At 70.1% G+C, this 26400-nt stretch carries 30 protein-coding genes and 1 pseudogene; 23 read left to right on the top strand and 8 right to left on the bottom strand.

Features of this window, described 5'->3' with window-relative positions; translation table 11 throughout:
- The first annotated feature begins 131 nt into the window (after window positions 1–131).
- The 11 genes and pseudogenes from ABD385_RS20160 (at window position 132) to ABD385_RS20110 (ending at window position 9895) form a co-directional block, all read left to right on the top strand.
- Window positions 132–1874 (top strand): CocE/NonD family hydrolase, encoded by a 1743-nt coding sequence (locus tag ABD385_RS20160; protein WP_344577944.1) that lies wholly within the window; start codon window positions 132–134, stop codon window positions 1872–1874.
- 52 nt (window positions 1875–1926) lie between these two features.
- A complete protein-coding gene (locus ABD385_RS20155; RefSeq protein WP_344577936.1) occupies window positions 1927–2976 on the top strand; it encodes a helix-turn-helix domain-containing protein in 1050 nt (349 codons plus the stop codon).
- A gap of 668 nt (window positions 2977–3644) precedes the next feature.
- Window positions 3645–3929, top strand: a complete 285-nt coding sequence (locus tag ABD385_RS20150) for a hypothetical protein (RefSeq protein WP_344577933.1) — start codon at window positions 3645–3647, stop codon at window positions 3927–3929.
- Window positions 3930–3983: 54 nt separating this feature from the next.
- A complete protein-coding gene (locus ABD385_RS20145; RefSeq protein ID WP_344577930.1) occupies window positions 3984–4373 on the top strand; it encodes a lipocalin-like domain-containing protein in 390 nt (129 codons plus the stop codon).
- Window positions 4374–4482: 109 nt separating this feature from the next.
- Entirely contained in the window at window positions 4483–5415 is a 933-nt protein-coding gene (locus ABD385_RS20140; RefSeq protein WP_344577922.1) for a VOC family protein, read from the top strand.
- Window positions 5416–5447: 32 nt separating this feature from the next.
- A complete protein-coding gene (locus ABD385_RS20135; protein WP_344577921.1) occupies window positions 5448–6311 on the top strand; it encodes a fumarylacetoacetate hydrolase family protein in 864 nt (287 codons plus the stop codon).
- A gap of 78 nt (window positions 6312–6389) precedes the next feature.
- Window positions 6390–6791: a nuclear transport factor 2 family protein gene (locus tag ABD385_RS20130; protein WP_344577919.1), complete on the top strand. Its 402-nt coding sequence runs from the start codon at window positions 6390–6392 to the stop codon at window positions 6789–6791.
- Window positions 6792–7093: 302 nt separating this feature from the next.
- Window positions 7094–7596, top strand: a pseudogene (locus tag ABD385_RS41345) (thiamine pyrophosphate-dependent enzyme); the annotation flags it as partial.
- A gap of 22 nt (window positions 7597–7618) precedes the next feature.
- Complete coding sequence (locus ABD385_RS20120) at window positions 7619–8221, top strand: NADPH-dependent F420 reductase (protein WP_344577917.1); 603 nt, start codon at window positions 7619–7621, stop codon at window positions 8219–8221.
- 79 nt (window positions 8222–8300) lie between these two features.
- Window positions 8301–9440: an alkene reductase gene (locus ABD385_RS20115; protein WP_344577916.1), complete on the top strand. Its 1140-nt coding sequence runs from the start codon at window positions 8301–8303 to the stop codon at window positions 9438–9440.
- Window positions 9437–9895 (top strand): hypothetical protein, encoded by a 459-nt coding sequence (locus ABD385_RS20110; RefSeq protein ID WP_344577915.1) that lies wholly within the window; start codon window positions 9437–9439, stop codon window positions 9893–9895. The genes ABD385_RS20115 and ABD385_RS20110 overlap by 4 nt, the downstream gene beginning before the upstream one ends.
- 46 nt (window positions 9896–9941) lie before the next feature.
- Here the strand turns inward: ABD385_RS20110 and ABD385_RS20105 are convergent, their stop codons facing one another.
- Entirely contained in the window at window positions 9942–10685 is a 744-nt protein-coding gene (locus ABD385_RS20105; protein ID WP_344577913.1) for an SDR family oxidoreductase, read from the bottom strand.
- Between the two features lie 182 nt (window positions 10686–10867).
- Here ABD385_RS20105 and ABD385_RS20100 point away from each other — a divergent pair, with 182 nt between their 5' ends.
- The gene (locus ABD385_RS20100) at window positions 10868–11230 is read left to right on the top strand and encodes a nuclear transport factor 2 family protein (protein WP_344577910.1); all 363 of its coding nucleotides are present in this window, start codon (window positions 10868–10870) and stop codon (window positions 11228–11230) included.
- On the opposite strand, the gene ABD385_RS20095 is transcribed toward ABD385_RS20100, so the two are convergent.
- Together ABD385_RS20095 and ABD385_RS20090 are read right to left on the bottom strand one after the other, a co-directional pair.
- On the bottom strand, window positions 11227–12033 hold the full coding sequence (locus tag ABD385_RS20095; RefSeq protein WP_344577908.1) for a helix-turn-helix domain-containing protein: 807 nt from the start codon (window positions 12031–12033) through the stop codon (window positions 11227–11229). The genes ABD385_RS20100 and ABD385_RS20095 overlap by 4 nt on opposite strands.
- A 49-nt stretch (window positions 12034–12082) precedes the next feature.
- Window positions 12083–13309, bottom strand: coding sequence for an aspartate aminotransferase family protein (locus ABD385_RS20090; protein ID WP_344578126.1), 1227 nt, complete (start codon window positions 13307–13309; stop codon window positions 12083–12085).
- Window positions 13310–13572: 263 nt separating this feature from the next.
- On the opposite strand from ABD385_RS20090, the gene ABD385_RS20085 reads away from it, so the two are divergent.
- Both ABD385_RS20085 and ABD385_RS20080 read left to right on the top strand, forming a co-directional pair.
- Window positions 13573–14469: a LysR family transcriptional regulator gene (locus ABD385_RS20085; protein WP_425585440.1), complete on the top strand. Its 897-nt coding sequence runs from the start codon at window positions 13573–13575 to the stop codon at window positions 14467–14469.
- Between the two features lie 88 nt (window positions 14470–14557).
- On the top strand, window positions 14558–15025 hold the full coding sequence (locus ABD385_RS20080) for an Rrf2 family transcriptional regulator (protein WP_344577902.1): 468 nt from the start codon (window positions 14558–14560) through the stop codon (window positions 15023–15025).
- Here the strand turns inward: ABD385_RS20080 and ABD385_RS20075 are convergent.
- The gene (locus ABD385_RS20075) at window positions 15022–15723 is read right to left on the bottom strand and encodes a GntR family transcriptional regulator (protein ID WP_344577899.1); all 702 of its coding nucleotides are present in this window, start codon (window positions 15721–15723) and stop codon (window positions 15022–15024) included. The two genes, ABD385_RS20080 and ABD385_RS20075, sit on opposite strands and share 4 nt — an antisense overlap.
- 341 nt (window positions 15724–16064) lie before the next feature.
- Between ABD385_RS20075 and ABD385_RS20070 the strand changes: the two genes are divergently transcribed.
- The 4 genes from ABD385_RS20070 to ABD385_RS20055 all read left to right on the top strand — a co-directional run bounded on the left by ABD385_RS20070 (window position 16065) and on the right by ABD385_RS20055 (window position 18943).
- Entirely contained in the window at window positions 16065–17054 is a 990-nt protein-coding gene (locus tag ABD385_RS20070) for a zinc-binding dehydrogenase (protein WP_344577897.1), read from the top strand.
- A gap of 68 nt (window positions 17055–17122) precedes the next feature.
- On the top strand, window positions 17123–17548 hold the full coding sequence (locus ABD385_RS20065; RefSeq protein ID WP_344577895.1) for a nuclear transport factor 2 family protein: 426 nt from the start codon (window positions 17123–17125) through the stop codon (window positions 17546–17548).
- 93 nt (window positions 17549–17641) lie between these two features.
- Window positions 17642–18430, top strand: a complete 789-nt coding sequence (locus ABD385_RS20060) for an enoyl-CoA hydratase/isomerase family protein (RefSeq protein WP_344577893.1) — start codon at window positions 17642–17644, stop codon at window positions 18428–18430.
- 63 nt (window positions 18431–18493) lie between these two features.
- Window positions 18494–18943, top strand: a complete 450-nt coding sequence (locus tag ABD385_RS20055; RefSeq protein ID WP_344577890.1) for a VOC family protein — start codon at window positions 18494–18496, stop codon at window positions 18941–18943.
- A 218-nt stretch (window positions 18944–19161) separates the two neighbouring features.
- Here the strand turns inward: ABD385_RS20055 and ABD385_RS20050 are convergent, their stop codons facing one another.
- From ABD385_RS20050 to ABD385_RS20040, 3 genes are all read right to left on the bottom strand, one after another.
- The gene (locus tag ABD385_RS20050; protein WP_344577887.1) at window positions 19162–19593 is read right to left on the bottom strand and encodes a TIGR03668 family PPOX class F420-dependent oxidoreductase; all 432 of its coding nucleotides are present in this window, start codon (window positions 19591–19593) and stop codon (window positions 19162–19164) included.
- Window positions 19594–19609: 16 nt separating this feature from the next.
- On the bottom strand, window positions 19610–20434 hold the full coding sequence (locus ABD385_RS20045; protein WP_344577880.1) for an LLM class F420-dependent oxidoreductase: 825 nt from the start codon (window positions 20432–20434) through the stop codon (window positions 19610–19612).
- A gap of 138 nt (window positions 20435–20572) precedes the next feature.
- Entirely contained in the window at window positions 20573–21571 is a 999-nt protein-coding gene (locus ABD385_RS20040; RefSeq protein WP_344577879.1) for a zinc-dependent alcohol dehydrogenase family protein, read from the bottom strand.
- 181 nt (window positions 21572–21752) lie between these two features.
- On the opposite strand from ABD385_RS20040, the gene ABD385_RS20035 reads away from it, so the two are divergent.
- The 5 genes from ABD385_RS20035 to ABD385_RS20015 all read left to right on the top strand — a co-directional run bounded on the left by ABD385_RS20035 (window position 21753) and on the right by ABD385_RS20015 (window position 25047).
- On the top strand, window positions 21753–22100 hold the full coding sequence (locus ABD385_RS20035; RefSeq protein ID WP_344577877.1) for an ArsR/SmtB family transcription factor: 348 nt from the start codon (window positions 21753–21755) through the stop codon (window positions 22098–22100).
- A gap of 1059 nt (window positions 22101–23159) precedes the next feature.
- Window positions 23160–23318 (top strand): hypothetical protein, encoded by a 159-nt coding sequence (locus ABD385_RS20030; protein WP_344577876.1) that lies wholly within the window; start codon window positions 23160–23162, stop codon window positions 23316–23318.
- A gap of 151 nt (window positions 23319–23469) precedes the next feature.
- The gene (locus ABD385_RS20025; RefSeq protein ID WP_344577873.1) at window positions 23470–23862 is read left to right on the top strand and encodes a VOC family protein; all 393 of its coding nucleotides are present in this window, start codon (window positions 23470–23472) and stop codon (window positions 23860–23862) included.
- Between the two features lie 9 nt (window positions 23863–23871).
- A complete protein-coding gene (locus tag ABD385_RS20020; RefSeq protein WP_344577870.1) occupies window positions 23872–24360 on the top strand; it encodes an NUDIX domain-containing protein in 489 nt (162 codons plus the stop codon).
- Window positions 24361–24426: 66 nt separating this feature from the next.
- On the top strand, window positions 24427–25047 hold the full coding sequence (locus ABD385_RS20015) for a TetR/AcrR family transcriptional regulator (RefSeq protein ID WP_344577868.1): 621 nt from the start codon (window positions 24427–24429) through the stop codon (window positions 25045–25047).
- 71 nt (window positions 25048–25118) lie between these two features.
- Here the strand turns inward: ABD385_RS20015 and ABD385_RS20010 are convergent, their stop codons facing one another.
- Window positions 25119–26333, bottom strand: a complete 1215-nt coding sequence (locus tag ABD385_RS20010) for an FAD-dependent oxidoreductase (RefSeq protein ID WP_344577867.1) — start codon at window positions 26331–26333, stop codon at window positions 25119–25121.
- Between the last annotated feature and the right edge of the window lie 67 nt (window positions 26334–26400).

Here is a 26400-nt window from a genome sequence, read left to right as displayed (position 1 = left end):
CCAAGCCAGCGTCCAGCGGCGACTCCCGCTCACGCCACCTGCCGGACGGCGGGAATTACCCGCCGACCGGCAGCGCGAGGAGCGCTTAGCCTGTCGCCCGTCCGGATACGAAGAGAAGGGGCGGATGGACCATGCGCTACGACATCGACCTCGACGCGGCCGTGCCGATGAAGGACGGGACGAAGCTCGCCACGACCGTATGGCGGCCGGCAGCCCAGGAGCCCGTCCCTGTGCTGCTCATGCGCACCCCTTACGGTCGGGACGGCATCGCCTCGCGCGCCACCGGCGCGCCGAACCTCTTCGCGATGCTGCGCAGCGGCTATGCGATCGCCCTCCAGGACTGCCGGGGTACGTTCGCCTCCTCCGGCGCCTTCGTCCCGCACGCGGACGAGGCCGCGGACGGTGCCGCGACCATCGACTGGCTGGCCTCCCAGGAGTGGTGCAGCGGCAGTGTGGGCATGTGGGGCGCCTCCTACGTGGGCATGGTGCAGTGGCAGGCCGCCTCCACCGGAGTCGCCGGCCTCAAGGCGATCGCCCCCGTGGTCACCACGGCCGATCTGTACCGGGCGCCCTGGCACTCCCCCGGTGGCGCGCTCTCGCTGGACTGCACGCTCGGCTGGGGAACGATGATGGCGCTCAACGAGGCGCTGCGGGCCGCATCCACGGGCGCCGACGTCACCGAGGACATCGCGGCTCTGACGGCCATGATGGGCAACCGGTCCGCGCTCACCGAGGCGACGCCGATCGCCGAACAGCCGATCCTTCGCCGCTACCTGCCCTGGGTGGTCGAGACGGCGATCGGCCACCCGGATCGCGACGAGCACTGGCAGCAGCTCGCGGCGATCGACGCCGTGTCGACGATTTCCACGCCGGCGCTGCACATCGGCGGCTGGTACGACCTCTTCATCGGCGAAACCCTGCACGCCTACCGGGAGATGAAGGCGAACGCCGCCACCGCCCGGGCGCGCGAGGGCCAGCGCCTGGTGATCGGACCCTGGAGCCACAACCCGACCGGCTTCCTCGGCTACTCCCCCGACCGCAGCTTCGGGCTCACCGCGTCCATGGACGCCGCCGGACTGACCGAATCCCAACTCGCCTTCTTCGACAGCCATGTGAAGGGCGAGTCGGACGCGCTGGACGGGTTCGCTCCGGTCCGGCTCTTCGTCATGGGCATCGACCAGTGGCGGGACGAGCCGGACTGGCCGCTGCCCGATGCCCGGTACACGCCCTTCTACCTGGACGGCGACGGCCCCGCCAACTCGGCGGGCGGTGAGGGGCGCCTCAGCGCGGCTGAGCCCGTCGGCGACTTCGCCGACACCTACCTCTACGATCCCCGCCGCCCCGTGCCCTCCCACGGCGGAACCATGATGAACATGGGCGGCTACGACGGCCCGTTGGACCAGAGTCCGCTCCACGACCGCGATGACGTCCTGGTCTTCACCAGCGAGGTGCTGGAGGAGCCGTTCGAGGTCACCGGACCGGTCACGGCCACACTGTTCGTCAGCTCCTCCGCGGTGGACACCGACTTCACCGCCAAGCTGGTCGACGTCCACCCGGACGGCCGGGCGATCATCCTCTGCGAGGGCCTCCAGCGGATGCGCTACCGCAACTCCCTCTCCGCGCCCGAGCTGGTGGTCCCCGGAGAGGTCTACGAGATCGAGGTGGACCTGATCGCGACCGCGAATGTGTTCCTGCCCGGGCACCGGATCCTGGTGGAGGTCTCCAGCAGCAACTTCCCCCGCTACGACCGCAATTCGAACACTGGCGGTGTCATCGCCGAGGAGCGCCTCGCCGACATGGTCACCGCCACCAACCGGCTCCACCGGGGCCCGGAGTACCCCAGCCGGATCGTCCTCCCCGTGATCGACCGCTAGAGCTCGGGCACGGGGCCTGGCCCTCCACGGCAAGAGCAGGAAAGATGCCGCCATGCATCAAGTCGTCGCGAGGCTGGACTCCCTCGATCCGGAGGCCGGCGCGGCCGTACGGGTCATCGCGCGGTTCGACGCACTCGTCGAGGGGCGGGCCGGCCTGGCGCCGATCCTCACGGCCGTCGCCGTGCTCACCGGTACGGCGGCCCGCCTGGTCGACGAGCATTTCGATGTCGCCCTGCGGGCGGAAGTGGACGGCAGGGTCGAGCGCCCCCTCGGGGCGGCCGATCCCCAGTGGTGCTCCGCACCACTCACCCCCGACGGCCCGCCGGTCTTCTGGCTGGAGCGGGTCGGCGCCCACACCCTGTTGGACGCGATGGTGCTGGACCGGGCCGCTTTCGCGGCCCGGGAGGTCCTCCGCCGGACACGCCGAGGCCACAGGGCGGGGCCACTCGAGCCGACTGAGGACGACGCCGCGGTGGAGGTGCTGCTCGACGGCCGGGCAAACCCCGACGACCGGAGGCATGCCGCCCGGCTGCTGAGCCTGACCGAGCAGACCGCGGTCCGCGCGGTGGCGACGTGCGACGGGCCCGGCCGGATCATGCTCCCCGCCGAGGACGGCGGAAACCTCCACGGCCTCATCACCGCACGGCAGTTGAAGGGGCCTGCCCGCACCGGGGTCGGCCCCGCCGTACCGGTGCTGGAACTGCCCACGTCGTGGGCCGAGGCCCGGACCGCGCTCCGCTTCGCCTCGGCAGGCACCGACCACGACCCGGGGCCCAGCACGGTGTACGCCGAGGAGCTGGGCGCGCTGGCCATCTTCGCCCGCTCCCTCGACCCGGCCGCACCGCCGGACGACGTTCGCGCCCTGGAGCTGGCGGCCCACTCCGGGCCCTGGGTACTGCGCACCCTCGCGGAGTTCACCTCGCACTCCAGCCTGCGGCTCGCGGCGGCGGCCCTCTACATCCACCATTCGACCCTGACCGACCGCCTCACCGCCATCGAGCACGAGCTGGGCTTCCCGGTGCGGACCCCGCAGGGCAGACTGCGGATCCAACTGGCCCTCGTGGTCCGGCGGTTGCTGCTCCATCCCGACGACGGCCGATAAGCCCGCCGTTCCGTTCCCCTCTCTGTCGCCGGACCGATCACGCCGCATCATGGTTGGCATCACCGATCTCGCGACCAAGTCTGATGGCGCGTCGGACCAGGCCGCGCGCTTCCGGGTATTCTCCGCGCGCGACGTGCGTCCAGCCAGCTTTCACTGCCGAACGCCGACATCGATGGCGACTCCGCACGCCAGACGGCGGGCCTTTCCTATCGGTAGGCGTCGTCCATGCCGACGACACCAACCTTCGCTATCCACACAATCGCCCCATCTACCGCTCGTGGTAAGGAAGTTCGCGGTGTCGATGGCTGCACGAGGGCCTCGTGCCAGACCCGAGGAGCTGGGGCTTCAACACCTTGGGCTGGCCCCCGGACTACGTCGGCGGAGCGGGCCTCGCCACGGGGGGCGCCGCAGTCGACCTGGGACATTCCAAGGGCCTGCCTCCCGAAGTCCTGACGGACGCCGGAATCCCGTACACACTGTCGCTGCGTGCCGCTGAGATCGAGCACTGGAACGGCCTCCCTGCCTGCCGGGATCCCCCGCGATCCCGCGTTCGCCCACTGGTGCGACCATCTGGCCAGGACAGTGCGCCGACCGGACGACCCGAACCTGTTGGGCTACTTCTGGTCCCGGGAGACCGCTACGGCACTCGGGCCGGCGTACCCGACGCCGTGCTCGACGCGATGGCCCCCCATGTCGACGTGTTGTCAGTGCAGGCCCTTCCGGGCCTTGATCCCGCGCGCCTGGACGCGCCCCTGGAGCAGATCGGCCGCTGGCACGAGCGCACGACCCGCACCGCCCTGATCGCCGACACCGGCAACTGGTGCCCCACCGCGATGAGCCCCGGGCTCACCGGATCCGCACGCAATCAGAGCGAGCGCGGCGCCGGATACACCACCTCCACCGAAGCCATAATTTCGATAATCTTGCGCTTTGACGAAATTTGGCTAGAGTAGAAGGGTGCCACCCGGAGGGCCGGTACCCCCGGGGAGGGAACGAAAGGAAGCGACATGAGCGGCACCGAGAAGTCGCCCGTCCCCCAGCCGGACTGGGACGCGGGCCTGGTCGGGACCTGGCGCCTGCGCAGCATCCGCGAGCTGGGGGCCGACGGCGCCGTCCTGGACGAGCCGTACGGGCAGCAGCCGCCGGGGCGGCTGCACTACGGGCCGGCGCACCAGGTGGCAGTGGTGATCCCCGGTCACGCCGACGCGCCCGCGGTGGCATACCTGGGCGAGTACGAGGCCGACGCTGCCGGGAAGGTCCTGCACAACGTGCACGTCGGGTTGCCACCCTTCACCGAGGACCAGGTCCGTTGGGCACAACTCGAGGGCGACTCCCTGGCCCTCGCAACGGACATCGAGGGGCAGCACCGCACCGAGCTGCGGTGGACTCGCACCTGAAGCGCGACGTCCCCAGAGCGGTACTCCCCCAACAACACCTGCGTGACAGCCAGTACTTGGGCAGCAGTCGGCACCCCGCGGACGCGCCCGCTATCCGAAGGAGAACGCGATGGCTCTGCACCGCCTGACGTCGATCACCCTCGGCGTCCCCGACGTCGCGGCCGCCGCCGGCTACTACGAGGAGTTCGGCCTGACGCCCGTCGGGGACGGCAAGGTGCACCGCTTCGCCACCCAGGACGGCGGCGAGCAGCTGAAGCTCGCCCACTCCGCGCAACGAAGGCTTGTCGAGCTCGGCGTCGGCGTGGACGACCAGGACGACCTGGAGCGCGTGGCCGCCAACCTGGCGAAGCTGGATGTGCCCTCCGAGCGGAGCGCCACCTCGCTGCGGGTCGCCGATCCGAACTCCAACCTGACGGTGGTTCTGGAGATCGCCGCGCATCTCGAGCAGGCCCCGGCCGAGCAGGTGCCCTACAACGGCCCCGGCCGCCCCTCCCGGCCCAACGGCCGCGCCCCCGGGGTGGAGCGGACCGACCGGGTTCGACCGCGCAAGCTCGGCCACGTGGTGATCGGTTCGCGCGACCAGGACGCGAGCCAGCGCTTCTTCACCCAGGGCCTCGGCTTCAAGGCGACCGACCACGTACCCAGCCTGGCCAGCTTCCTGCGGTGCTCCACCGACCACCACAACATCCTCGTCCAGAAGGCTCCGGTGGACTTCCTCCACCACACCGCATGGGAGGTGGACGACGTGGACGAGGTCGGCCGCGGCGCCACCGCCATGCTGGAGGAGAACCCCGAGCGGCACGTGTGGGGACTGGGCCGGCACCACATCGGCTCGAACTTCTTCTGGTACCTCAAGGACCCGGCCGGCAATTTCTCCGAGTACTACAGCGACCTCGACTGCATCGTCGACGACCAGCTGTGGAAGCCCTCCACCGTCGACGGGGCCCGAGGGATCTACAACTGGGGCCCGCCGCTCCCCCCGTCCTTCATCAAGCCCGAGGACCTCGCCGCCCTGATGACCGGGTCGCACAGCCCCCGCTGACGTTCATCGCACGCACATCCACAGGAGTAGTCATGCGCATTGGCAGAATCAACGGCAGGCTGGCACTGCTGAACGGCGACCGGGCACTGGACGTCCACACGGCGAGCGACGGCAGGTTCGAGGCCGAGCCCGACTGGATCTTCGAGCGATGGGACGAGTTCGCGCAGTGGGCCCGGGGCCGCTCGTTGGACGACGCGATTCCCTTCTCGCCCGCGCAGGTCGGCGCCCCCGTGCTGCGCCCGGCCCAGATCTTCGCGATCGGCCTCAACTACCAGGCACACGTCTCCGAGGCCGGCGTGCGACCGAAGATCACCTCACCGGCGGTGTTCACGAAGTTCGTCACCAGCATCGCCGGCCCGCACGACACCGTGGCCCTGCCCAGCACCCGGGTCGACTGGGAGGTCGAGCTGGTCGCGGTCATCGGACGCGGCGGACACCAGGTGGCGGAGAAAGACGGGTGGAGCCACGTGGCGGGCCTGACCGTGGGCCAGGACCTGTCCGAGCGCACGGTCCAACTGGAGGGCCCGGTACCCCAGTTCTCCCTCGGCAAGTCCTACCCGGGGTTCAGCCCGATCGGCCCCTCCCTGGTGAGCGTCGACGAGTTCGCCGACCCCGACGATCTGGCCCTGTCCTGCGCCCTGGACGGCGAGGTGCTCCAGGACGGCCGGACCAAGGATCTGATCTTCTCGGTGCCCGAACTCGTCGCGCGGCTCTCCGCCGTCGTCCCACTGCTTCCCGGAGACGTCATCTTCACCGGCACCCCCTCCGGGGTGGGGATGGGCCGCGCCCCCGAGCGCTACCTGGTACCGGGCGGAACCTTGGTGAGCACCATCGAGGGCATCGGCTCGCTCAACAACCCCCTGGTGGCGGGCTATGGAGCGCAGGGCACTGCCTGACCGGGTCCCGACCCACCACCAACAACGCAAGAACACACTTCGAGACGCCGACTCCGATCGGCAACAAGGGAACCAATCATGAGTGACCAGACACGCGACGTGGTGAACGAGCTCCTCAAGCGCATGGGCGAGGGTGACATCCCGGCCGTGGTGGCGCTGTTCGCGGACGACGCCCATTGGGAGGTCCCCGGGGACCCGGAGGTCGTCCCCTGGGTGGGCAGCCGCGGGGTCGCCGGCATCCCGGACTTCTTCCAGACCATGGGCCGACTCACCGTCCGCGAGCTCTTCGAGATCGAGCGCGTCGTCGTCGACGGTCCCAACGCGGTGCTGATCGGACGGGCGCGGGTCGTCGTCAATTCCACGGGCAAGACGATCGACACGCCCTTCGCCGTGGACATCGTCGTCGACGAAGAGGGCCGAATCAGCCGCTTCTACATGTTCGAGGACTCCCTGACCGTCGCCCGCGCCCTGCGTCCCTGAACAACCCGCTCACCACCGCTCCACCGCAACTCCGCTCCCCCGGAAGACGTAGCCTCGCACATCCCCTCGCGCCAGATCGGTACGGGCTACTTCCAGGAGACGCATCCGGAGCGGCTCTTCGTCGAGTGCAGCGACTTCTGCGAGCTGGTCTCCACACCCGACCAGATGCCGCGCCTGTTGCGGATCGCCATGCAGCGCGCCGTCGGCAACAGTGACGTCTCCGTTCTCGTCCTGCCCGGCGACCTCGCCGCGGCTTCGACGACCGGCACCACGGGTTTGAACCCATTGGTGCCGGCAGCGGGCCGCGTCGCCCCGAGTTCCCGGCCGCCGTCCTCGACGAACTGGCCGCCGATGATGCGGTGTTCACCGTCGACACCGGCATGTGCAACGTCTGGGCCGCCCGATACATCACGCCCAATGGGAAGCGTCGCATCCTCGGCTCGTTCCTGCACGGCACGATGGCCAACGCCCTCCCGCACGCCATCGGGGCGCAGATGGCCGACCGCAGCCGTCAGGTGATCTCCATGTCCGGCGACGGCGGCCTTCCCATCCTGCCGGAATCCACGCCATCCGCATCGAGCGCCCCCGTGAGGTCCGCGCCGGTCTCAAGGAGGCACTGGCCTTCCCCGGCCCCTGCCTGGTGGAGCTCGTGACCGATCCGAACGCCCTCGCCATCCCCCCGCGGATCTCCACGGAACAGGTCACGGGCTTCGCCTTGGCGGCGGGCCGAACAGTCCTGGCCGGGGGCGTCGGTCAGATGCTCGACGTGGCGCGGGCCAACCTTCGCAACATCCCGCGGCCATGAGCCCCCATCCTGAAAGGCTCCCATGAACATCGGAACACTCGGCGCGGGGACGGTCGCCCAAGCCATCGCCCGCCACGCCGTTGCCCACGGGCACCACGTCCTCCTCAGCAACAGCCGCGGCCCCGACTCGCTGGCGGCTGTGGTGCGGGATCTCGGCCCGCTGGCCAGTGCCGGCACGCCCGAGGAAGCAGCTTCGGCCGAGTTGGTCGTGTTGGCCGTCGGCTGGCCGCAGATTCCCCAGGCCGTGGCCGCACTGCCCGCCTTCGACGGACGCATCGTGATCGACGCCACCAACCAATTCGCCGATCCGCCCTCCCATGCGAAGGCCGTTGACCTCGGGGACCTGACCGGGAGCGAATTCGTCGCCGCGCACCTGCCCGGAGCTCGCGTCGTCAAGGCATTCAACAGCCTCTACGGCAAGTACATCGCCGCCGATCCCCGGCACCCGGCCGGCCGCCAGGTGCTGTTCCTCGCCGGCGACGATCCCGACGCGGTCTCCACCGTCAGTGATCTGGCATCCGAATTCGGCTTCGCCCCCGTCGGCTTGGGGTCACTGCGTGAAGGCGGCCGACTCATGCAACTCGGCGGCCCGCTCTCCGGGTTGCACGTCCTCAAGCAGGACTGAACCCGCTCCCCCACCCCTCTCCGTCGCTCCCGCGCAGCCGCCCGGGAGCCCGCCAGCGACACCTTGAGGAAGACGCCCCGTGACGAGTCGAAGCGCCACCCCGTCCCAGCCCCTGCTGCAACCCGTGCGCCTGGGAGCGCTCCACCTGCCCAACCGCGTCCTCATGGCCCCCATGACCCGTTCCCGCGCCCAGAACGCCGGCCTGGTCCCCACCGATCTCATGCAGGCGTACTACGCCCAGCGCGCCTCCGCCGGCCTGATCGTCTCCGAGGGCACCTGGGTCAACGACCAGGCGATCGGGTTCATCAATGTGCCCGGCATCTACAGCGAGGCCCAGACCCGCGGCTGGGCGACGGTCACCGAGGCCGTCCACACGGCCGGCGGGCGGATCATCTCCCAGCTCGGCCACGTCGGCGCCGGCTCCCACCCCGACCACTTCGGCGGCCGCCTGCCGGCAGGCCCCTCCGCGATCAACCCCGGTGAGCGGTCCTTCACCCCGTCCGGCATGAAGGACACCGTCACCCCACGCGCGTTCACCGGGTCCGAGATCGCCCAGACCATCGCCGACTACCGAACGGCCGCGGCCAACGCCCGCCAGGCGGGCTTCGACGGCCTGGAGGTCCACGCCCAGGGCTCGCAACTCATCGCCCAGTTCCTCAACCCCCGCCTGAACCAGCGCACCGACGCCTACGGCGGCGATGCCGAGCGGCGCGCACAGTTCCTCTTCGACATCCTGGACGCCGTCACCGAAGTATGGGACGCCGGGCGCGTCAGCGTGAAGATCTCCCCGTACTGGACGAGCGGCTCGGCCTTCGTCGCCGACGAGGAGGACCTCGCCGACTACGACCAGGTGATCAAGCGGCTCGGCGGCAACTCTCTGGCCTTCCTGCACCTCATGGGTCCGGTCACGCAGGACATCACCGACCAGGACCGGATCAGGCCGTTCGCCCGCTATCGCGCACAGTACGACGGGCCGATCGTGGCCAATGTCGGCTTCAACCGGTCCAGCGGAAACGCGATCATCGAGCAAGGGGTGGCCAGCGCCGTGTCGTTCGGCGCGCCCTTCATCGCCAATCCGGACCTCGTCGACCGTTTCGCCGGCGGCCATCGGCTGGCGGACGGGGATCGGGCCTCGTTCTATGCGGGCGGAGCCGACGGGTACATCGACTACCCCGCGATCTCGGAGGGCAACCGGCAATCCAAGGGGTCACCAGCATGAGCGGCACCGTCGCGGACCTGATGCGCCGCAACCTCCTCGAGGTCTTCGACGAACCGGCCGCCGAGCGCCGTGCCGCTGCCGTCGCGGAGATCTACTCCGAGGACGTCCGCTGGCACGAGACCGGCCGCGCCGTCATCGGCCGCAAGGCCCTCGCCCGGCGGGCGGAACAGCCACGAACAGAGAACCCTGACTGGGTCTTCCAGCCGGACGGCCCCGTGTCGCAGGAACGTACGGAACCGGCGCGACCACTCCGGGCCCTCGTACCCGTGGTACTCGCAGGAGTCCCGGATCTCCGACGCACGCCCCTGGCACACCTGTACCGAGCCGTACACCGCTGGCGCTTCGTCCCCGGCGGCCCCGAGGTCTTGCACCGCTACCTGTCCACGCCCTCGGTCTCACGCTCGGCCCCGCGGAGCCAAACCAGGCGAGACCAGGGTGGGGGCGGGGGCGTTTGAGAGGCGGTCGTCTTGCCGGAGGCGACGGCCGTCCTGGCCCGATTCCTCAACGCTGCGCGGTCGGACGGACGATGACCTCGTTCACATCTACGTGGGCGGGCTGGTCGACTGCGTAGGCGATGGCCTGGGCGACGGCACTGGCCGGGATGGCCAGCTGGTCGGCTGCCGTGCGCACCTCTGTCATGACCTCTGGCGCCCCGCCCTGTCCCATCAGTTCGCTGCTGGTGAAGCCGGGGCTGATGACGGTCACACGAAGATCCTCGCTCTCCTGGCGCAGGCCCTCGGAGAGTGCCCGGACGGCGAACTTGGTGGCGCAGTAGACGGCGGCGGTCGGGTCGACGCGGTGCGCGGAGGACGAGGCGATGTTGACGATCTGGCCGGAGCGGCGCTCCTCCATGTACGGCAGCACTGCCGCGATTCCGTGGAGCGTCCCCCGCAGGTTCACATCGATCATCCGATCCCACTCCTCGACCCGGCGCATGCTGAGCGGCGAGAGCGGCATGACACCAGCGTTGTTGACCAGTACGTCGATGCGGCCGAACCTCTCGTGGGCGGCGCCCGCGAAGGCCTGCATCTCCTCCAGAACGCTCACGTCCAGTTGCCGAAAGTCCGCCTGCCCGCCGGCCTCGTTGATGTCCTGGACAAGTGCGGCGAGCCGGTCGGTACGTCGGGCTCCGAGCATCACCTGGTGCCCGAGTGACGCGAGATGACGGGCGGTCGCCTCGCCGATGCCGCTGCTCGCACCGGTGATCAGAACTGTCTTGGATTCGCGGATCGAGGTGTCCGTCACGGCATGCTCCCGAGCTGAGGGGGGGGTGAATCGTTGCGATTTCCAGCTTGCGATCTCGTCCGGAGGCGCGGAAGGGCGGCGGTTCCTAGGTGCGCCACACCTAGGAACCGCCGCCCTTCCGGCGTCGTGCCTGGTCCGGCAGATTGGAACCATCAAGCAAACCGACTCGAAAGGAGCCAGGGGTGACGACGACGAAGCAGGTGCAGGGCTGGATCGACAGCTATGTGCATGCCTGGAACACCGCGGATCCGCAGGACATCGCGGCGCTCTTCACTGCCGATGCCGAGTACCACGAGCAGCCCTTCGAAACCGACTGGGTGGGCCGTGAGGCGATCGTCGCCGGGTGGCTCTCACGGCAGGACTGGCAAGCGGGCGGCTGGAGCTTCGAGAGCGAGATCCTGATGATCACCGGTGATACCGCCGCTGTCAGCGGCGTCGGCGTCTACAAGGAACTGGGCACGTTCGAGAACCTCTGGGTGGTGACGCTCACCACCGGCGGGAGATGCTCGATGTTCCGGATGTGGAACAACGAAATTCAGGCCTAGCTCAGCAGGGAGGCGGCGGCGTCCGCGCTCGCACCGGGTGTGGGCGTGCCGACCAGCAGCTGCTGACCGGGGGCGTCCCGCACGTCGAAGGTCTGGTAGGTCAGCTCGATCCGGCCGGCGCGCGGATGAACGAAGACCTTGTACGCGCGACTCAGGCTCCCCACGGTCTGGTCCTTCCAGATCGCTTGGAACTCCTGCGAGGTGGCCAGCATCTCCTTGATGAGGCCGTGGACCGCCGGATCGCCCGGGTAGGTGCCGGCGTTCAGCCGCAGCGCGTGGACCGTGGCGGTGGCGACGGTCCCCCACTCGACGAAGACGCTCCGCGCCGCGGGATGCGAGAACAGCACCCGGACCATGTTGTCCGTCCCGGTGAACGGCGAGAGCAGCGCGGTGGCGAGCGGATTGGTGGCCAAGACGTCGAACGACGGGCTCAGGACATATGCGGCGGCGGTCGGGAAAGCGTCCAGGAGGTCCCGCAGCGAGGGGTGGACCAGATCGCGCGATGCGTCCAGGGCCATGCCCGGAGCAAGTCCGGCCAACCGGAACAGGTGTGCCCGCGCATCCGCGTCCAGCGCGAGCGCCCGGCCGATCGCCGCGACGACCTGCCCGGACGGATTGCGCTCCCTGCCCTGCTCCAGGCGCGCGTAGTAGTCCGCGCTCACCCCGGCCAGCACGGCCACCTCCTCTCGGCGCAGGCCCGAGACTCGCCGGGCGCCGCCTGTGATCAGCCCGGCGTCCGCCGGGTCGACGCGCGCGCGGCTCGCACGGAGGAATTCTCCGAATGGGGTGACAGTGGCAGGCATGGTCAACAATCTATCCAAACCGACGCGGCGGCCGCGCATTGCCGTCGTGTCAAGGCGCCGCCGAGCTCTGTTGCCGCGCGATGCCGGACAGCACAGGCCGGCGACGCTCGATGAAGGCGGCCACGGCCTCGAAGAGCAGGCGACACTCCGCGGAACCGATCGTCAGCGACAGCGCGACCATGCCCCGTCGCGCGAGGTAGACGCCGGCGGCCAGCATGTCGAAGAAGAACAACTCCTTCAACTCCTGGTCCGCGCCCCGCACATCGGCACCGCAATGCACCGCCCGGTCGGTGAAGTGCACGGTCATCAGCGATCCCAAGCCGGTGAAGACCATGGGAACACCGGACTCCTCGCACAGGAGGTTCAACTCCGTGCGCAACCGGTCGCCCCGCGTGCCGAGTTCGTCGGCCGCCTCCGGCGTCAGCTCGTCGAGCGCCGCAAGTCCCGCGCTCATGGTCAGCACGTTGTTGTTGAAGGTGCCTGCGTGCGCCAGGGAGCCGGGCTGTCGAGGATCGAAGACCGACATGAGGTCCGATCGACCGCCGAAGGCACCGAAGGACAGGCCCCCGCCGATGTACTTGCCCAACGTGGTGAGGTCGGCTTCGAGCCCCGAGATGCTCTGGTAGCCGCCGTGGGCGAGCCGCGAGGTCATGACCTCGTCGAAGATGAGCAACGTCCCGCTTTCCCGGGTTCGGCGACGTAGCAGCCGGAGGAACTCCTGATCGGCAGGCACACAGCCGCCGGACCCGAGCATCGGCTCCACCAGGACGGCCGCGAGGGACGAGCCGTATTCATCGAGAAGCGCGCTGGTGCTATCGATGTCGTTGTAGGTGCCGACGACCCACTCGTGCGGGACGTTGGTCGGCGCCGAGCCGCCGGCGAACGACGCGAGGCTGCCGTGGTAGGCGCCGTCGAACACCAGGATCTTCCTCCGGCCGGTCGTGGCCATGGCCGTCGTGATGGCGAGCAGGTTGGCCTCGGTCCCGGAGTTGGTGAACCGAACCGAGTCGACGGAGGGGAACCGCTCACAGATCCGCGCCGCGAAGCGCGCCTCCAGCCGGTTGTGTCCGGACAGCGAGATGCCGTCCGCAAGGGCGCTGCGCACCGCATCGGCAATGGCCGGGTTGGTGTGACCGAAGAGCCCGGCAGTGAAGTCCCCGAGGAAGTCCACGTACTCGTGCCCATCCGCATCCCACAGGCGGGCGTCCTGGCCACGGACGATGCGCAGCGGAAAGGGGCTGTGGAAGAGGACGGTGCGGGTGTTCCCTCCCGGCATGTGCGCACAGGCGCTCTCGAAATGGCGCCGACTCTCCTGATTGGCCTCCGCATACGCCTCCCGGGCACTCTCCAACGCCGAGGCCGGCGTCCCACCGAGCGAATCAATCGTGCTGCGCACAGGTTCAGTCATGCTCCCGCCTCCTGGTTACCGGCCCCACTGCCCGCTTCGTGGACGCCTGCCACGCTCCTCCTCACCGATCGATAGGTCCAGCGAAAGTTTTGGAGCTATATTCATCAAAAATCTTGACCCCAGAGGTGAACGTGCTCGACATGCATCGCCTGCGGATCCTGCGCGAGCTCAAGCACCGGGGAACGCTGGCAGCCGTCGCCGCCGCAATGGCCTACGCGCCCTCCTCCATCTCCATGCAGCTGTCCCAGCTCGAGGAGGAGACCGGAGTGCCGCTGCTGCAACGGGTCGGCCGCTCGGTCCGGCTCACCCCGCAGGCCGAGCTGCTCGTCTCCCACACCGAGGCACTGCTCGAACTCATGGAGCGCGCGGAGGCCGACCTGGCGGCCTCGTCGCACGCCATCACCGGTACGGTGCGGCTCGCCACCTTCCAGACCGTCGCCCTCGCGCTGCTCCCCACTGCGCTCGGGCAACTGCGGGCCGAGCACCCGCAGCTCCGAGTAGAGATCAGCCAACTCGAGCCGGAGCAGGCGCTTCCAGGACTGGTCGCGCACGATTTCGATCTCGTCATCGCGCACGAGTACCCCGGTCACCCCCTCCCCCGACTGCCCCAGATCGAGCACCAGACCCTGGTGCGCGATCGCCTGCACATCGCCGTACCGGAGGAGCTGGCGGACAAACAGCTGAGGCTGGCGGACCTGGCCGACCGCGCCTGGGTGATGGAGCAGCCCGGCACTCCTGCCCGTCGCTGGTGCGAGGCCGTGTGCCGGGAGGCCGGCTTCGAGCCCGATGTCCGGTACTGCTCCTACGACTTGCAGCTGCACGTCAAGCTGGTGGAGGCCGGTGAGGCCGTCGCTCTGCTGCCCGAACTCGTCTGGGCCGGCGCCGAACCCACCGTGGCCCAACACGGGCTCGCCGACCCGCACAGCAGCCGCCGTATCGTGGCCGCCACCCGCCGGGGCGCACATGGCCATCCAGCGGTCCTGGCGGTGCGCCAAGCGCTACTTCGAGCAAGCGCGGCGAGACGGTAACACCTCCGTCGGAGGCCGGACAAGCTCCGGATATTTGCACCATCTCGATGTAACTATTATTGTTCCTACGAGGCAAGGGAGGTGCGCCGTGAGCGCCAACAGCAGACTGACCATCGCGGCACACGCGCTGACGTGGATCGGGCTCTATCAGCGCCGCGGCCATGAGGTCGCCACCTCCGAGCAGATCGCGACGAGCGTCAACACCAATCCAGTGGTGATCCGGCGCCTGCTGTCCGAGGTGCGCAAGGCCGGACTCGTCGACTCCCGCCGAGGCGCGGGAGCCGGCTGGATGCTCTCGCGGAACCTGGGAGACATCACGCTGCTCGATGTCTACGAAGCGGTCGAGGCAGGTCCGATCTTCGCCCTGCACCGCTCGACACCCGACCCGGAATGCGTCGTCGGCCACGGCATCGGCCCGGTGATGACCACCGTCTACGGCGGGATCGAGGCCACCCTCCGCAAGGAGCTGGCGCGAACAACCCTGGAGGACGTCCTGCGGGACATCCTCAAAGCCGCCCAAGAGCCCGACGGGAAAGTCGACAGCCCGGCCCGCTAGACCCCAGCCGGCGGATGGGTGGGGTCTTCCAGGTTGTGCTCGCGGGCGTAGGCGATGAGCTTACGAGGCGCCCTGTCGATGTGTTCGGTGAGCGCCGCGACCGCGGCGTCCGCATCGCGGTCCAGAGCATGGTCCCGCAGCGCCCGGTGCTCCGCGGCGAGGTCGCGCATCTGATCCTCCGTCAGGCTCCAGTACCAGCGCCGGTAGAGCTCCGCGCTGTCGCGCAGCGTCGTGACGATCCCGATCAGGCGCGGACTCTGACATCCGGAGAGCAGCGCCTGGTGGAAAGCGCGATGCGCATCGGGCCAGTCCTCGTTGAGGTGTCCGTCCTCCCCGTTGACCGGGGTGCGATCAAGCGTGTGGAAGGACGACACGACGGCGGCCTCCCACTCGAGATCACCCAGCTCGATGGACTGCCGCAGCGCGAGCGACTCCACCTGGATCCGGGTCCTGGTGAGGTCGGACATGTCGTCGACCGATAGCGGCATCACACTGAAGCCCCGCTGGGGACTGGAAACCACCAACCCCTGCTCGGCGAGCCTGGTCAGCGCCTCGCGCACCACCGAGAGACTCACCCCGAAGCGGCCTGCGAGAGCAACCAGCTTCAACCGCTGCCCGGGATCGAGCTGCCCGTTGAGCAGATCCGCCCGGATCCCGTCGAATACCTCTTCAGTGCGCGTCGCGTTCTCTCTGGCCACCGGCATACCCTAGCACCTTTAACGATGAACCATGCCTTTATCGAAATTTGCTACCACTATCGACAGAGGAGGGACTCGGGACATGGACCAGCAGGCGAGTGCCGACCGACCGCACCAGCCGAGGTGCGCAGCGCGGCGCTCGCCTGGCGGAGGGGCCATGCCTCGACCCGCTCGTAGGTCCAGTCCTTGCCGTCGACGAGGGTGAGCGGCCGAAGCAGAACCACGGCATGTCCGCTGCCTGACGGATCGTCACTTCCTGGCGCCCGGGTGGCCGGGAGCCGTTGCGTGCGCTACGGTCGTAACCACTTCAGTTACTTCGGAGGGTGAAGGTCATGCGAAGCGTGGTGCAGAGCGAGGCAGGCGACGCGGCCACCGTCGTGCGCGTCGAAGACGTTCCCGAGGCGCCCGCGCCCGGCGTCGGCGAAGTCCAGGTATCCGTCAGCTTCTCCCCTGTGCACCGGGGAGACCTGGTGGGCGCCTCCAGGCCACTCCCGGGCGGAGCCTCGATGCGTGCACTGGGAACAGAAGCGGCGGGAGTCGTAACCGCTGTGGGTGAGTCGGTGTCGACCCTGAGCGTCGGGGACCGGGTGGCCGTCTTCCCCGCCATGAGGGCGTGGTCCGAGCGCGTCACCGTGCCGGCCGATGCCGCTGTGATCGTTCCTGAGGCGGTGAGCGACGAAACAGCGAGCATTGCGCTCGTCAATTCCGTGACTTCGCGGGACGTCCTGCGCGCAATCGACGAGCTGCGGCGCGCTGCGGCGGCCCCGGAGGATGCTCCCCTGGTGGTCTCGGCAGCCGCGTCCGCGGTCGGCAAACTCATCGTCAGGCAGGCCATTGATCGCGGCTGGAGCGTCATCGCCGTTGTGCGAAGTCAGCGGTCGGCGACAACGGTCCGCACGCACTTCCCTGACGTCCCAGTCGTGGTCACCCAGGACGACGGATGGCAGACGGAGCTTGCGTGCTTGATCGGCGGGAGGGCTGTCCCCGTGATCACTGACGCCCACGGAGGACCGTTCGTGCAGGAGATCCTGCCGTTCCTCTCCGACGCCGGCACGCTGGTCGTGTGGGGGGATCTGGCGGCGGAGCCCTGGACCCTGAGCACGTTGGACCTGCTCATGCGGGAACTGAACGTGCGGGCGGTGAGCATCTCCCGCTGGATGCACCGCCCCAAAGCCATCCGGGCCGCCGATCGGGAAGCCGCCCTCGAACTCGCCGTGCGGCATCCCGAACTCCTCACCGTGCACGGCACCTACCCGCTCGAGGAACTCTGGGACGCCATCGACGCCGCAACAACGAACGGCTCCGGCAGCGCACTGCTCAAGCTGAGCTGAGGTCCGATCCAGCACGCGCCCAATGAACGACTTCGGCTTCGCGCCGTCGTCGCAGAGGAAAGAGAACCATGACTACAGACACCGACACTTCGCGCATGGTCGCCAACCAGTTCGTCGAGCGGCTCGGCAAGCAGGACCAGGACGGCATTCAGGAGCTGTTCGCACCCGAGATCGACTGGCATGTGCCAGGCAGCGACAAGCTGCCGTGGACCGGTAGCCGAACCCGGCGCGAGGAGGTCGCCCCGTACTTCACGACGATGTGGCCGCACTACGTCCCCGGTCAGTCGAAGGTCGTGCTGGAGCGGACCATCGTCGAAGGCGGTGACGTGATGCTGCTGGCGACCTTCAGCCACCTCATCGCGGCCAGCGGCCAGCGGTTCACCACGCCGGCCGCACTCCACCTGGTGATCGAGGACGGCCGGATCGTCCAGATGCATCTCTACGAGGACACCCTGATCGTCGACCAGGCGTTTCACGCGGACGGGACCAGCTGAACGGAAGGCTGGGGCCACCCAGGGGAACTGTTGGGAATCGCACGCCCCCAGTGCCTCCGCTATTGCGGAGCTCGCCCAGAGAAAGGAAAGATCATGAAGACAGTCACATTCGAGCAGACTGGAAGGGTCGGGAGCATAGTCCTGGTCGACCCGCCCGACCACGCGTTGAGCCGTACCTTTGCCAACGACCTGCTGGCAGCCGTCCACGAAGCAAGCAGCAGTGACATTCGAGTACTGGTGGTGCGCGCCACGGGCCCGAACTTCGGCACGGGTGGCTTCGTCCCCGAATGGCCCGGCAAAGACCGGAACTGGTTCCGCACCTTCATCGCCGAAGTGAATCAGGCCTACACGGCGATCGAGGCCCTGCGCGTCCCCACCATCGCGGCTGTGCGGGGCCGGGCGGTCAGCGGCCACTACGAGCTCGTCCTGCGCTGCGACCTCATCGTCGCCGCCGATGACGCGACGTTCACGTGGGTGGAGGCAGACACCGGCATGGCGCCGCTGGCCGGTGGGGTGCAGCGCCTCGCAGACCGAGTCGGTCGTGGGCGCGCCACCGCTCAGGTGCTGCTGTCCGACTCCCTCACCTCAGCCGAGGCGGAGCGGATCGGGCTGGTCAACCAGGTCGTTCCCGGCGCGCAACTGGACGAGGCCGTCGACCGCCTGGCCGAACGGCTCGCGACAGGACCGACGCGCGGATACGCCGCGGTCCGGGCACTGTTCAAGGCCTGGTCGGGTGGTGGGGTGCCGTCCGCAGATCAGCTGACGCTCGATCTCACCATGGACCTCTTCGAGTCCACGGACGCGCAGGGCGCGTTCGCCGCCGTCAAGAAGGCTGCCGAGACCGGCGGCGGCATCATCCGGCCGACGTTCGTGGGAACGTAGCCGGCTGTCGGCACGAGCGAGCCCAGCAACCGATCCATCACCAACCCGCTTTCGAGGATTCTCATGTCCGATCTGTCATCGTTCCTGACCGGCGGGCCGTACACCCGGGTGTTCGTGCAGCCGGAAGCCGGCCGGGATTTCGTCCGCAACTACCTGCACAACTTCGACGCGCGCCTGGAGTACGTGTTCAGCATCCCGCGCCTGAACAACCTTCAGGTGGTCGGCATCACCTCGCCCCTGGGCAACGTCTCCGCCGTGATCACCGACTCCCTCGACGGCTTCCCCGATTACCTCGCCAGGACGAGCGTGCTCTACCGGACCGACGACATCGACGGCACCTTGCGGGCCGCCGAGGCCGCCGGGATGAAGCCGCTCCAGGAGAAGACACCTGTTCCGATCGGCTTCCAGGGTCGCTTCGAGACGCCGGGCGGGTATGTGGTCGAGCTCTTCGAGATCTCTCCGGAGGGACGCCAGTATCTGGATCCCGACGCCACCGAGCTCGGCTTCGCCTGATCCCGGCCACGTGGACGAGGGCCCGGAGGTGGTTGCAGAACGCGCCCCGGGCGCCGCCGCAGGGCCGGTTGTTGTTGGTGCTGCACGCGTACGCGTGGCTGCCGGCGGCGATCGACGAGACGTAGACCCGCGCGGCGTCCGAGCCGCTGGACACCACGCCCCGCCGGCTCAGTGCACGGCCGACCGCCGGTCCCGGCCCGGCCCCGCCGCGGGCTCCCTCATGTGGCGTGCCAGCCGGACCAGCGGGTCACGGCCACCTCGACGACGGGTCCGGCCGGTGGGCGCCCGGCGTACTGCGAGGGGTACTTCGCCGCCAGCAGGCGTACGTAGTGCGCGGCGGACGCGGAGGCGTCCGCGGGTGGCAGCACGGTGGCGGTCCCGTCCGCCCGTGCCCACCACAGCCGGTCCCAGTCCTCGTCGTAGGCGTCGACGAGCAGACAGACCTGGGGGCGGGCCCGCATGTTGGCCAGTCGCTTGAGTTCGGTGGTCCGCTTGGGCTTGTGGTCCACGGCGAAGGCGAGGTGGTCGCCGGTCAGGGCGAAGACGACCGGGACCAGATGCGGGTGTCCTTCGGTGTCCGCGGTGGCGAGGCGGGCGATCCGCGAGGCGGCGAAGCACTGCCGGGCCCGGCCGCTCGTCATCACCGGCACGGCTGTCCCGTTCCCGTCACCGGAAGCCCCCCGCGACCTCGGCGAACCGGTCGAGGTGGGTCAGCGTCTCGGCCTCCGGCGCCGTGGGCAGGAAGAACAGCACCCGTTCCACGTCGAGCCGGGCGTACTCCTCGATGACGGCGGGGTCGGCCGGCACCCCGTAGACGGTCACCGGCACGTCGCGGCCCGCGGTGTTCCGCATCCGCGCGATCTGCGGCCCCAGTTGGCGGGGCGGGACGCCGTTGGCCAACCAGGCGTCGCCGAGGGCGGCGACCCTGGGGAACGCGCCCTCGCCACCGCCCACGTAGATCGGCGGATGGGGCCGTTGGACCGGCTTGGGCCAGGAGTAGACCGGATCGAAGTCCACGAATTCGCCGTGGAACTCGGCCTTCTCCTGCGTCCACAGCTCCCGGATGGCCCGCAGCCGCTCGTCCACCAGCCGGCCCCTGGTCCGCGGATCCGTCCCGTGGTTGGCCATCTCCTCCTCGTTCCAGCCGACGCCGATGCCGAAGACCGCCCGGCCGCCGGAGACCAGGTCCAGGGAGGCCACCTCCTTGGCGGTGGTGATCGGGTCCCGTTGGACCACCAGCGCGATACCGGTGCCCAGCAGGATCCGGTCGGTGACGGCGGCGGCCGCGGCCAGCGCGACGAACGGGTCGAGGGTGCGGTAGTAGATCTCGGGGAGTTCGCCGCCTCGGGGGTACGGCGTACGACGCTCCACCGGGATGTGTGTGTGTTCGGCGACGAACAGGGAGTCGAGGCCCCGTTCTTCCACGGCGCGCCCCAGCGCGGTCGGCGCGGTGCCTCGGTCGGTGATGAAGGTCGATACACCGAACTTCACGGCGGCTCCTTCGGTTCCGGAGGTGTCGGGCGCCCGGTCGGCGACCTCTGCCGAGGTACCCCGACCGGCCCCGCCGCAACAATCCGACCCGCCAACCGGGCGATCGCCGCCCCGGCCCGGCACCGGCCACGCGGCCCGTCAGTGGTCGACGGTGACGACGATCTTTCCGACCTGTGCGCCCGCTTCCATGTAACGGTGCGCCTCCCTGATCTCGTCCAGGGTGAAGACGCGGTCCACGACCGGCTCGAAGGCCCCCGTGCGCAGCCCGGACGCGACGAACGCCTCGCCCCGGCGCAGCCGTTCCGGGTCGCGGGTGGTCTCGAAGAGGGTGTAGGTGCGCATGTTCAGGGCGGGCATCCCCAGCTCGAACGCCGGGTAGGGCGTGACCTCGCCGCTCAGGGCGCCGTACTCGAAGAGCGTGCCGCCGGGCGCGACCACCTTGGCCAGGTCCAGCACGCCGGGCCCGGCGATCGCGTCGAAGACGAATGCGGCACCCCGGCCTCCGGTCAGCCCGAGCACGCGCGCCACCACGTCCTCCTCGTCGGTGACGACCACGTCCGCCGCACCCGCCGCGAGCAGGGCGTCCTTCTTGACCGCGGTGCGGGTCGTGGCGATCGGCACCGCTCCGACGCGCAGCGCGAGCTGGATCGCGGCCAGGCCGACGCTGCTGGAGGCCGCGGTCACCACGACGGTGTCCCCGGCACGCATGCCGCCGACCTCCACCAGGGCGCCGTAGGCCGTCAGATAGGGCATCCAGACCGCTGCGCCGGCGACCGCGTCGAGCCCGTCGGGGCGGCGCACGACCGCGGCCGCTGGCACGAGCGCCCGCTCGCCGTAGACGCCGTAGTCGTTCATCGAGAACGCCGGCACCACGCTCACCGCCTGGCCGACCTCAAGTCCGGTCACTCGGGAGCCGACGGCCTCGACCACGCCGGCGGCCTCCGTTCCCAGGCGCGCGGGGAACTGCTTGACCTGCTCGATGTAGGTGCCGCTGCGGAAGAGCACCTCGGCGCGGTTGAGGCCGATCGCCTCGACGCGCAGGGCCACCTCGTCGGGCCCGGGGTCGCCGATCTCCACGTCCTCCAGCCGCAGCACTTCCGGCCCGCCGAGTTCGTGGAACCGCACCGTTCTGGCCATGACGCCTCGTCCTTCCGTTCGGTGACGGCGGCGCCGATCCGGGCCGCCCGTGCCTCACTCAAACCAAAAGTTCGACCCGTGTCAAACTTCGATGGACATCAAACCTTGACGGTCATCAAAGTTCGATGCGTGTCGTACCATATGTGCGGGAGGTCAACGGACGATCGGGAGGTCACGGGCGATGACGGCAGCAGCGCGAGCCGGCAGGGACCGCACCCCGCCGCACCCGGACCTGGCCACGATCACCCTCCAGCAGGTGCTGGAGGCACTGGTCGATCCGGTGCGCCGCTGCATCGTCAGGCACCTCCACTCCACCGGTCACGACGTCGCCTGCGGCACGATCGAGCTGCCGGTGAGCAAGTCGACCGCCACCCACCACTTCCACGTGCTGCGCGAGGCCGGCCTGATCCGCCAGTACTACGCCGGCACCTCCCGCATGAACGCCCTGCGCCTGGAGGAGTTCGACCGGGCCTTCCCCGGACTGCTCCCGGCCCTCCTGGCCCAGCGCGACGGCGACCGCGACGCGTGAGGAAGGGCCGCCCCCGGGATCCCGGCCGCCCGTCTTGAGCCGCCCGGCGGCGCACGCCCCAGGAGAGCCGCGGCGTAGCTCAGCCCTCCTGGGGCGTGCGCCCCTCGACGCGGATCCCCTCCCGGAAGCGTGCGGCCCCCTCCCCTACGTCCGCGCGGTATCGACCCAACCGACCCAACTCCCGAAGATCGACGGCGAGGTTCCAGAGGGGCCGGGCGAGCCTCGACAGGCAGGCGCCGGGGTCGACGTCGGCCAACCCGGTAGAGGGCGACCGCCCCTCCCTGGCACGCGACCGCATCCGACAGGCGGCCGGTCTCCCCCAGCGACAGGGAGGTGTTGACCAGGTTCGCGGCCAGTCCGGCGCGGTGCGCTCCACCCTCGGCCGCGGCCAGCTCGCGATGGAGGGCCAACGCCTCCCCGTGGACCGGCAGCCGGTCCGCCCAACGGCCGGGCAGCCCACCGTGCATGGCGCACTCGTTGAGGCCACCGGCCAGTTCGTTGAGGCTCGCGGCGAAGGCCGCGCGGTGCTGCGCGGGGTCGACCTGCGCCAGGGCCGCCAGCCCCGCACCCGGTCCTCCAATTCGGCCAGATGCCTCCGCGCCGTCACCTCGTCCGCCGACGAGCGCTCCACCCCGCCCCCTCACCGCCCACAGTCACCCTGGACCTCTCCGCAGCCGAGGCCCCGCGACAGGCATGCCCTCCGCCACCGGAACACTCCCCGGCTTCAAGTCCCTCCAGGTATGGGGCCCTTGAAGCCGCTCCCCCGTTCACCTCGCCCTTCCCCCGCCGCCCCTCGGGCAGTGGAACGGAACACCGGCACCAACCGATGCCCCGTTCGCCAGCCGGGCCACCAGGCGCAGAATCCAAGCGGGTTCGCAATTCCGCCCAAATCGCTCGGGGACGCGCCGGGAGCGCGACGGCTTCACAAGCGCACAACCTCGTAAGCTCTTACTCAACGCTAGGGAGCTCGGGCCCAACAGCACGGCGGCCGACGCCGCCCGCTCGGGACTCCCCAGGTGGAACCGTCGCTGTTCTCCGCGTTCACGAGAGGGGCTTCCTATGCAGACACTGGAGGACCGCCCGCCAACACCCCGCCGATTCCCACACCCGTGGCGCCGCTACGGTCGGCTCGTCGCCACGAACTTCCTGCGCGGCGCGTCCTACGCCTGCGGCACCGGCGTCATCGGCTTCGCGGTCTGGTGGGCCCAGAACCGCTAGGGCGTTTCTGACGAACCGATCCGACCGACACCGCCAACCACCACCGACGACCCGACCGACACGCGCCGGTCCCGCACACCGCGAGCATCTCCACTGACCCCAACACCACCCCGCACCAGCCGAATTCGTCGGCAGCGGGCAGAATCGGCCCATGCTGACTGTCGGTTCCGTGGTGTTGGGCGTGGCGGACGTACCCCGTGCGGCCGCGTTCTGGATGGCTGCGCTGGGATACGTCCCGCGGGAGGAGATGACGGACGACTGGGTGGTCCTGGTGCCCGAGCGCGGGATCGGGCCGCAGCTGTCCCTCGGGCTGAGCGCGTCGCCCGTCCAGCAACGCCCCCGGGTCCACCTCGACCTGTACGCGGGGGACGCCGCCGATCAGGCCGCCGAGGTCGAGCGCCTGCTGGCGCTGGGCGCCCGGCGCGTCGCGTGGGACGACTATCCGGACGACGCCGACTTCGTCGTGCTCGCCGACACCGAGGGCAACCGCTTCTGCGTCATCGACACCGGGCGCGGTGGACCACCACCGGCGTTGCGGGGCTAGCCTGCCCGCATGCCGCTGCGTCTGCGTCGTTCGGCCCGCGCCCTCGTGCTCGACGACCTCGATCGCCTCCTGCTGTGCAGACGCGCGCTCCGGGAGGCGGGGACCGTGGTCTGGGCCGCCCCCGGCGGCCGGATCGCGCCGCACGAGGATCCGCTGACCGCGCTGCGGCGCGAACTGCGCGAGGAGGTGGGCCTCGTGGTGGAGCACGACCCGCCACACGTGTGGCACCAGGAAGTCATCGACCCCGGGTACGCGGCCGGGCACGACGGCGTGGTCAACGACTACTTCCTCGTGCGGACGGCCGGGTTCGCGCCGTGCGGCGCGCTGACCGAGGCGGAGCTGGCTGCGGAGTGCATCGTGGGCGCGCAGTGGTGGTCGCCGGCGGAGATCTCGGCCTACCGCGGGCCCGACCTGTTCTCCCCTCGCGATCTCGCCACCCCGCTGCGGGCCCTGCTCGGCACGGGCGTCCCCAACGAGCCGCTGCTGCTCGGACTGTGAGCAACCGGACCGCGGGTGGACCCGTACAACTTTTTGGGCCGGTCACCCCGAACGTATGATGGCGCCATGACCGACGCCACCAGTGACCACGCACCGCTCGGCCGGCGCGAGCGCAAGAAGGCCGCCACGCGCAAGGCACTGGCCGATGCCGCCCTGCAGCTCTTCGTCGAGCGCGGTTACGACGAGGTGGGCATCCGGGACGTCGCCGAGGCCGCCGACGTGTCCACCACCACGCTGTTCAAGCACTTCCCCAGCAAGGAGGCGCTCGTCTTCGACGAGGGCGACGAGATCGGGGCGGATCTGCTCGCCGCCGTGCGGCACCGCCCGAGCGGCCAGTCCATCCCGGGCGCCCTGCGCGATCACGTACTGCACACCCGGCTCCGCAAGGGGGCCGACGCCGATCCGCAGTTCACCCGGTTCCTGGAACTCGTCGACGGCACCCCCGCGCTGCGCGACTACGCCCGCCGGATGTGGCTCCAGCACGAGGTCGATCTGGCGTCGGCGATCGCCGACGAGAGCGGCGTGCCCGAGGGCGACCCGACGTGCCGGGCGTTGGCCCGCTTCGCGCTGGAGGCCCGTGACCTCGGCCACGGCTCCGCGGACCCCGACGCCGCCATCGCGCGCGCCTTCGACCTGCTCGAACAGGGCTGGGCCGGCCGGCCCGACACCCCCGCCGAGAAGGGGTAGCCCCCGACCCGACCGCGCCGTCCCCTGCCGTGCGGCAGCCCTGTGCCCGCGCGGCGCACCGCCGAGGGCGCTCACGGTGCGGTCAGCTCCTCCTCGGCCTGACGGCGGCGGTATGCGGCGGCCCTGGAAAGGTAGTTCTCGTGCTCCCGGGCGTGGTCCGGCGGGAGGTGCGGGGCGTCCGGTGACGTGGTGGCGAAGAAGCTCCTGAGCCCTTCGTTCGCCCCTGCCGCGAGTTCTCCGGAACGGGGGAACATCGCCGCCTCGTAGCGTGCGACGGCGTCGTCGACGGTGGCCTCCTTGGCCACGGCGCGCGCGAGTTCCGCGCCGTCGAGCAGGGCGAGGTTGGTGCCGTGGCCGCCGAACGGGGCCATGAGGTGGGCGGCGTCGCCGATCAGGGTGGCGCCGGGCACCGGGTCCCACGTCAGCGGGGCGGGCAGGGCCCAGAAGGAACGCGGGACGTGGTCGCCGTCGTTGTCGGTGAGCAGCGGGCGCAGGTCCGCGGACCAACCGCTGAACTCCCGCAGGAGGTGGGCGCGGACGGCCGCCCGGTCGGTGAGGTCGAGGTCGGCCGCCACGTGCCAGTCGGGCTCGGCGCGGAAGGCCAGGTATCCGCGGACCACGCCGGAGCTGTTGCGCTGGACGATCACCGCGCGGCCGTCGCCGTCGGTGGCGAACATGTGCCCGTCGCCGACGATCGCGGCGATTTCGGGGTGTCGGACGTCGACGTCGTCGAAGCGGACGTCGAGGAAGGCGACGCCCAAGTACTCCGGCGTGGCGTCGGTGAGTAGGGGGCGCACCCGGGACCGGGCACCGTCGGCGCCGATGACGAGGTCCGCTTCGACGCTGGCGCCGTTGGCGAAGGCGAGGCGGTGTGCGCCGCCGCCGGTGGGCGTCGCCCCGAGGAGTTGGTGTCCCCATCGGACGGTGCCCGGCCGCAGGCTGTCGTGGATCATGACGCGCAGTTGGCCGCGGTCGACTTCGGGGGCGGCCGCGTCGCCCTCGGCGGGGACGAACTCGGCGAGGACGGTGCCGTGGTGGTCGCGGCGGGTCTTGGCCTGCCCCTCCGGCCGGGCCAAGGCCGTGAAGGCGTCCATCAGGCCGGCGTCTTCGAGTGCGATCTGGCCGGAGTCGGCGTGGAGGTCGAGCGTGCCGCCGGGGTCGCGGGAGTCCACGGTGGCATCGGCGTCGTAGACGGTGGCGGCGATGCCGTGGCCCTGCAGGACGCGGGCGCAGAGCAGGCCGCCCGGCCCGCCGCCGATGATCGCGATGCGGGGATCGGTCTTCATGGTGGGTCCTTCCCTAAGGTGCCGCGGGCCCATGGGGAGGCACTGTCAGCGCGCCCCCGTGGTCGAT

This window comes from Streptomyces lunalinharesii, from assembly GCF_039532155.1.
Taxonomy (GTDB): domain Bacteria; phylum Actinomycetota; class Actinomycetes; order Streptomycetales; family Streptomycetaceae; genus Streptomyces; species Streptomyces lunalinharesii.
The sequence above is the reverse complement of the archived record's forward strand: the minus strand, read 5'-3'. Positions and strand labels throughout refer to the sequence as shown.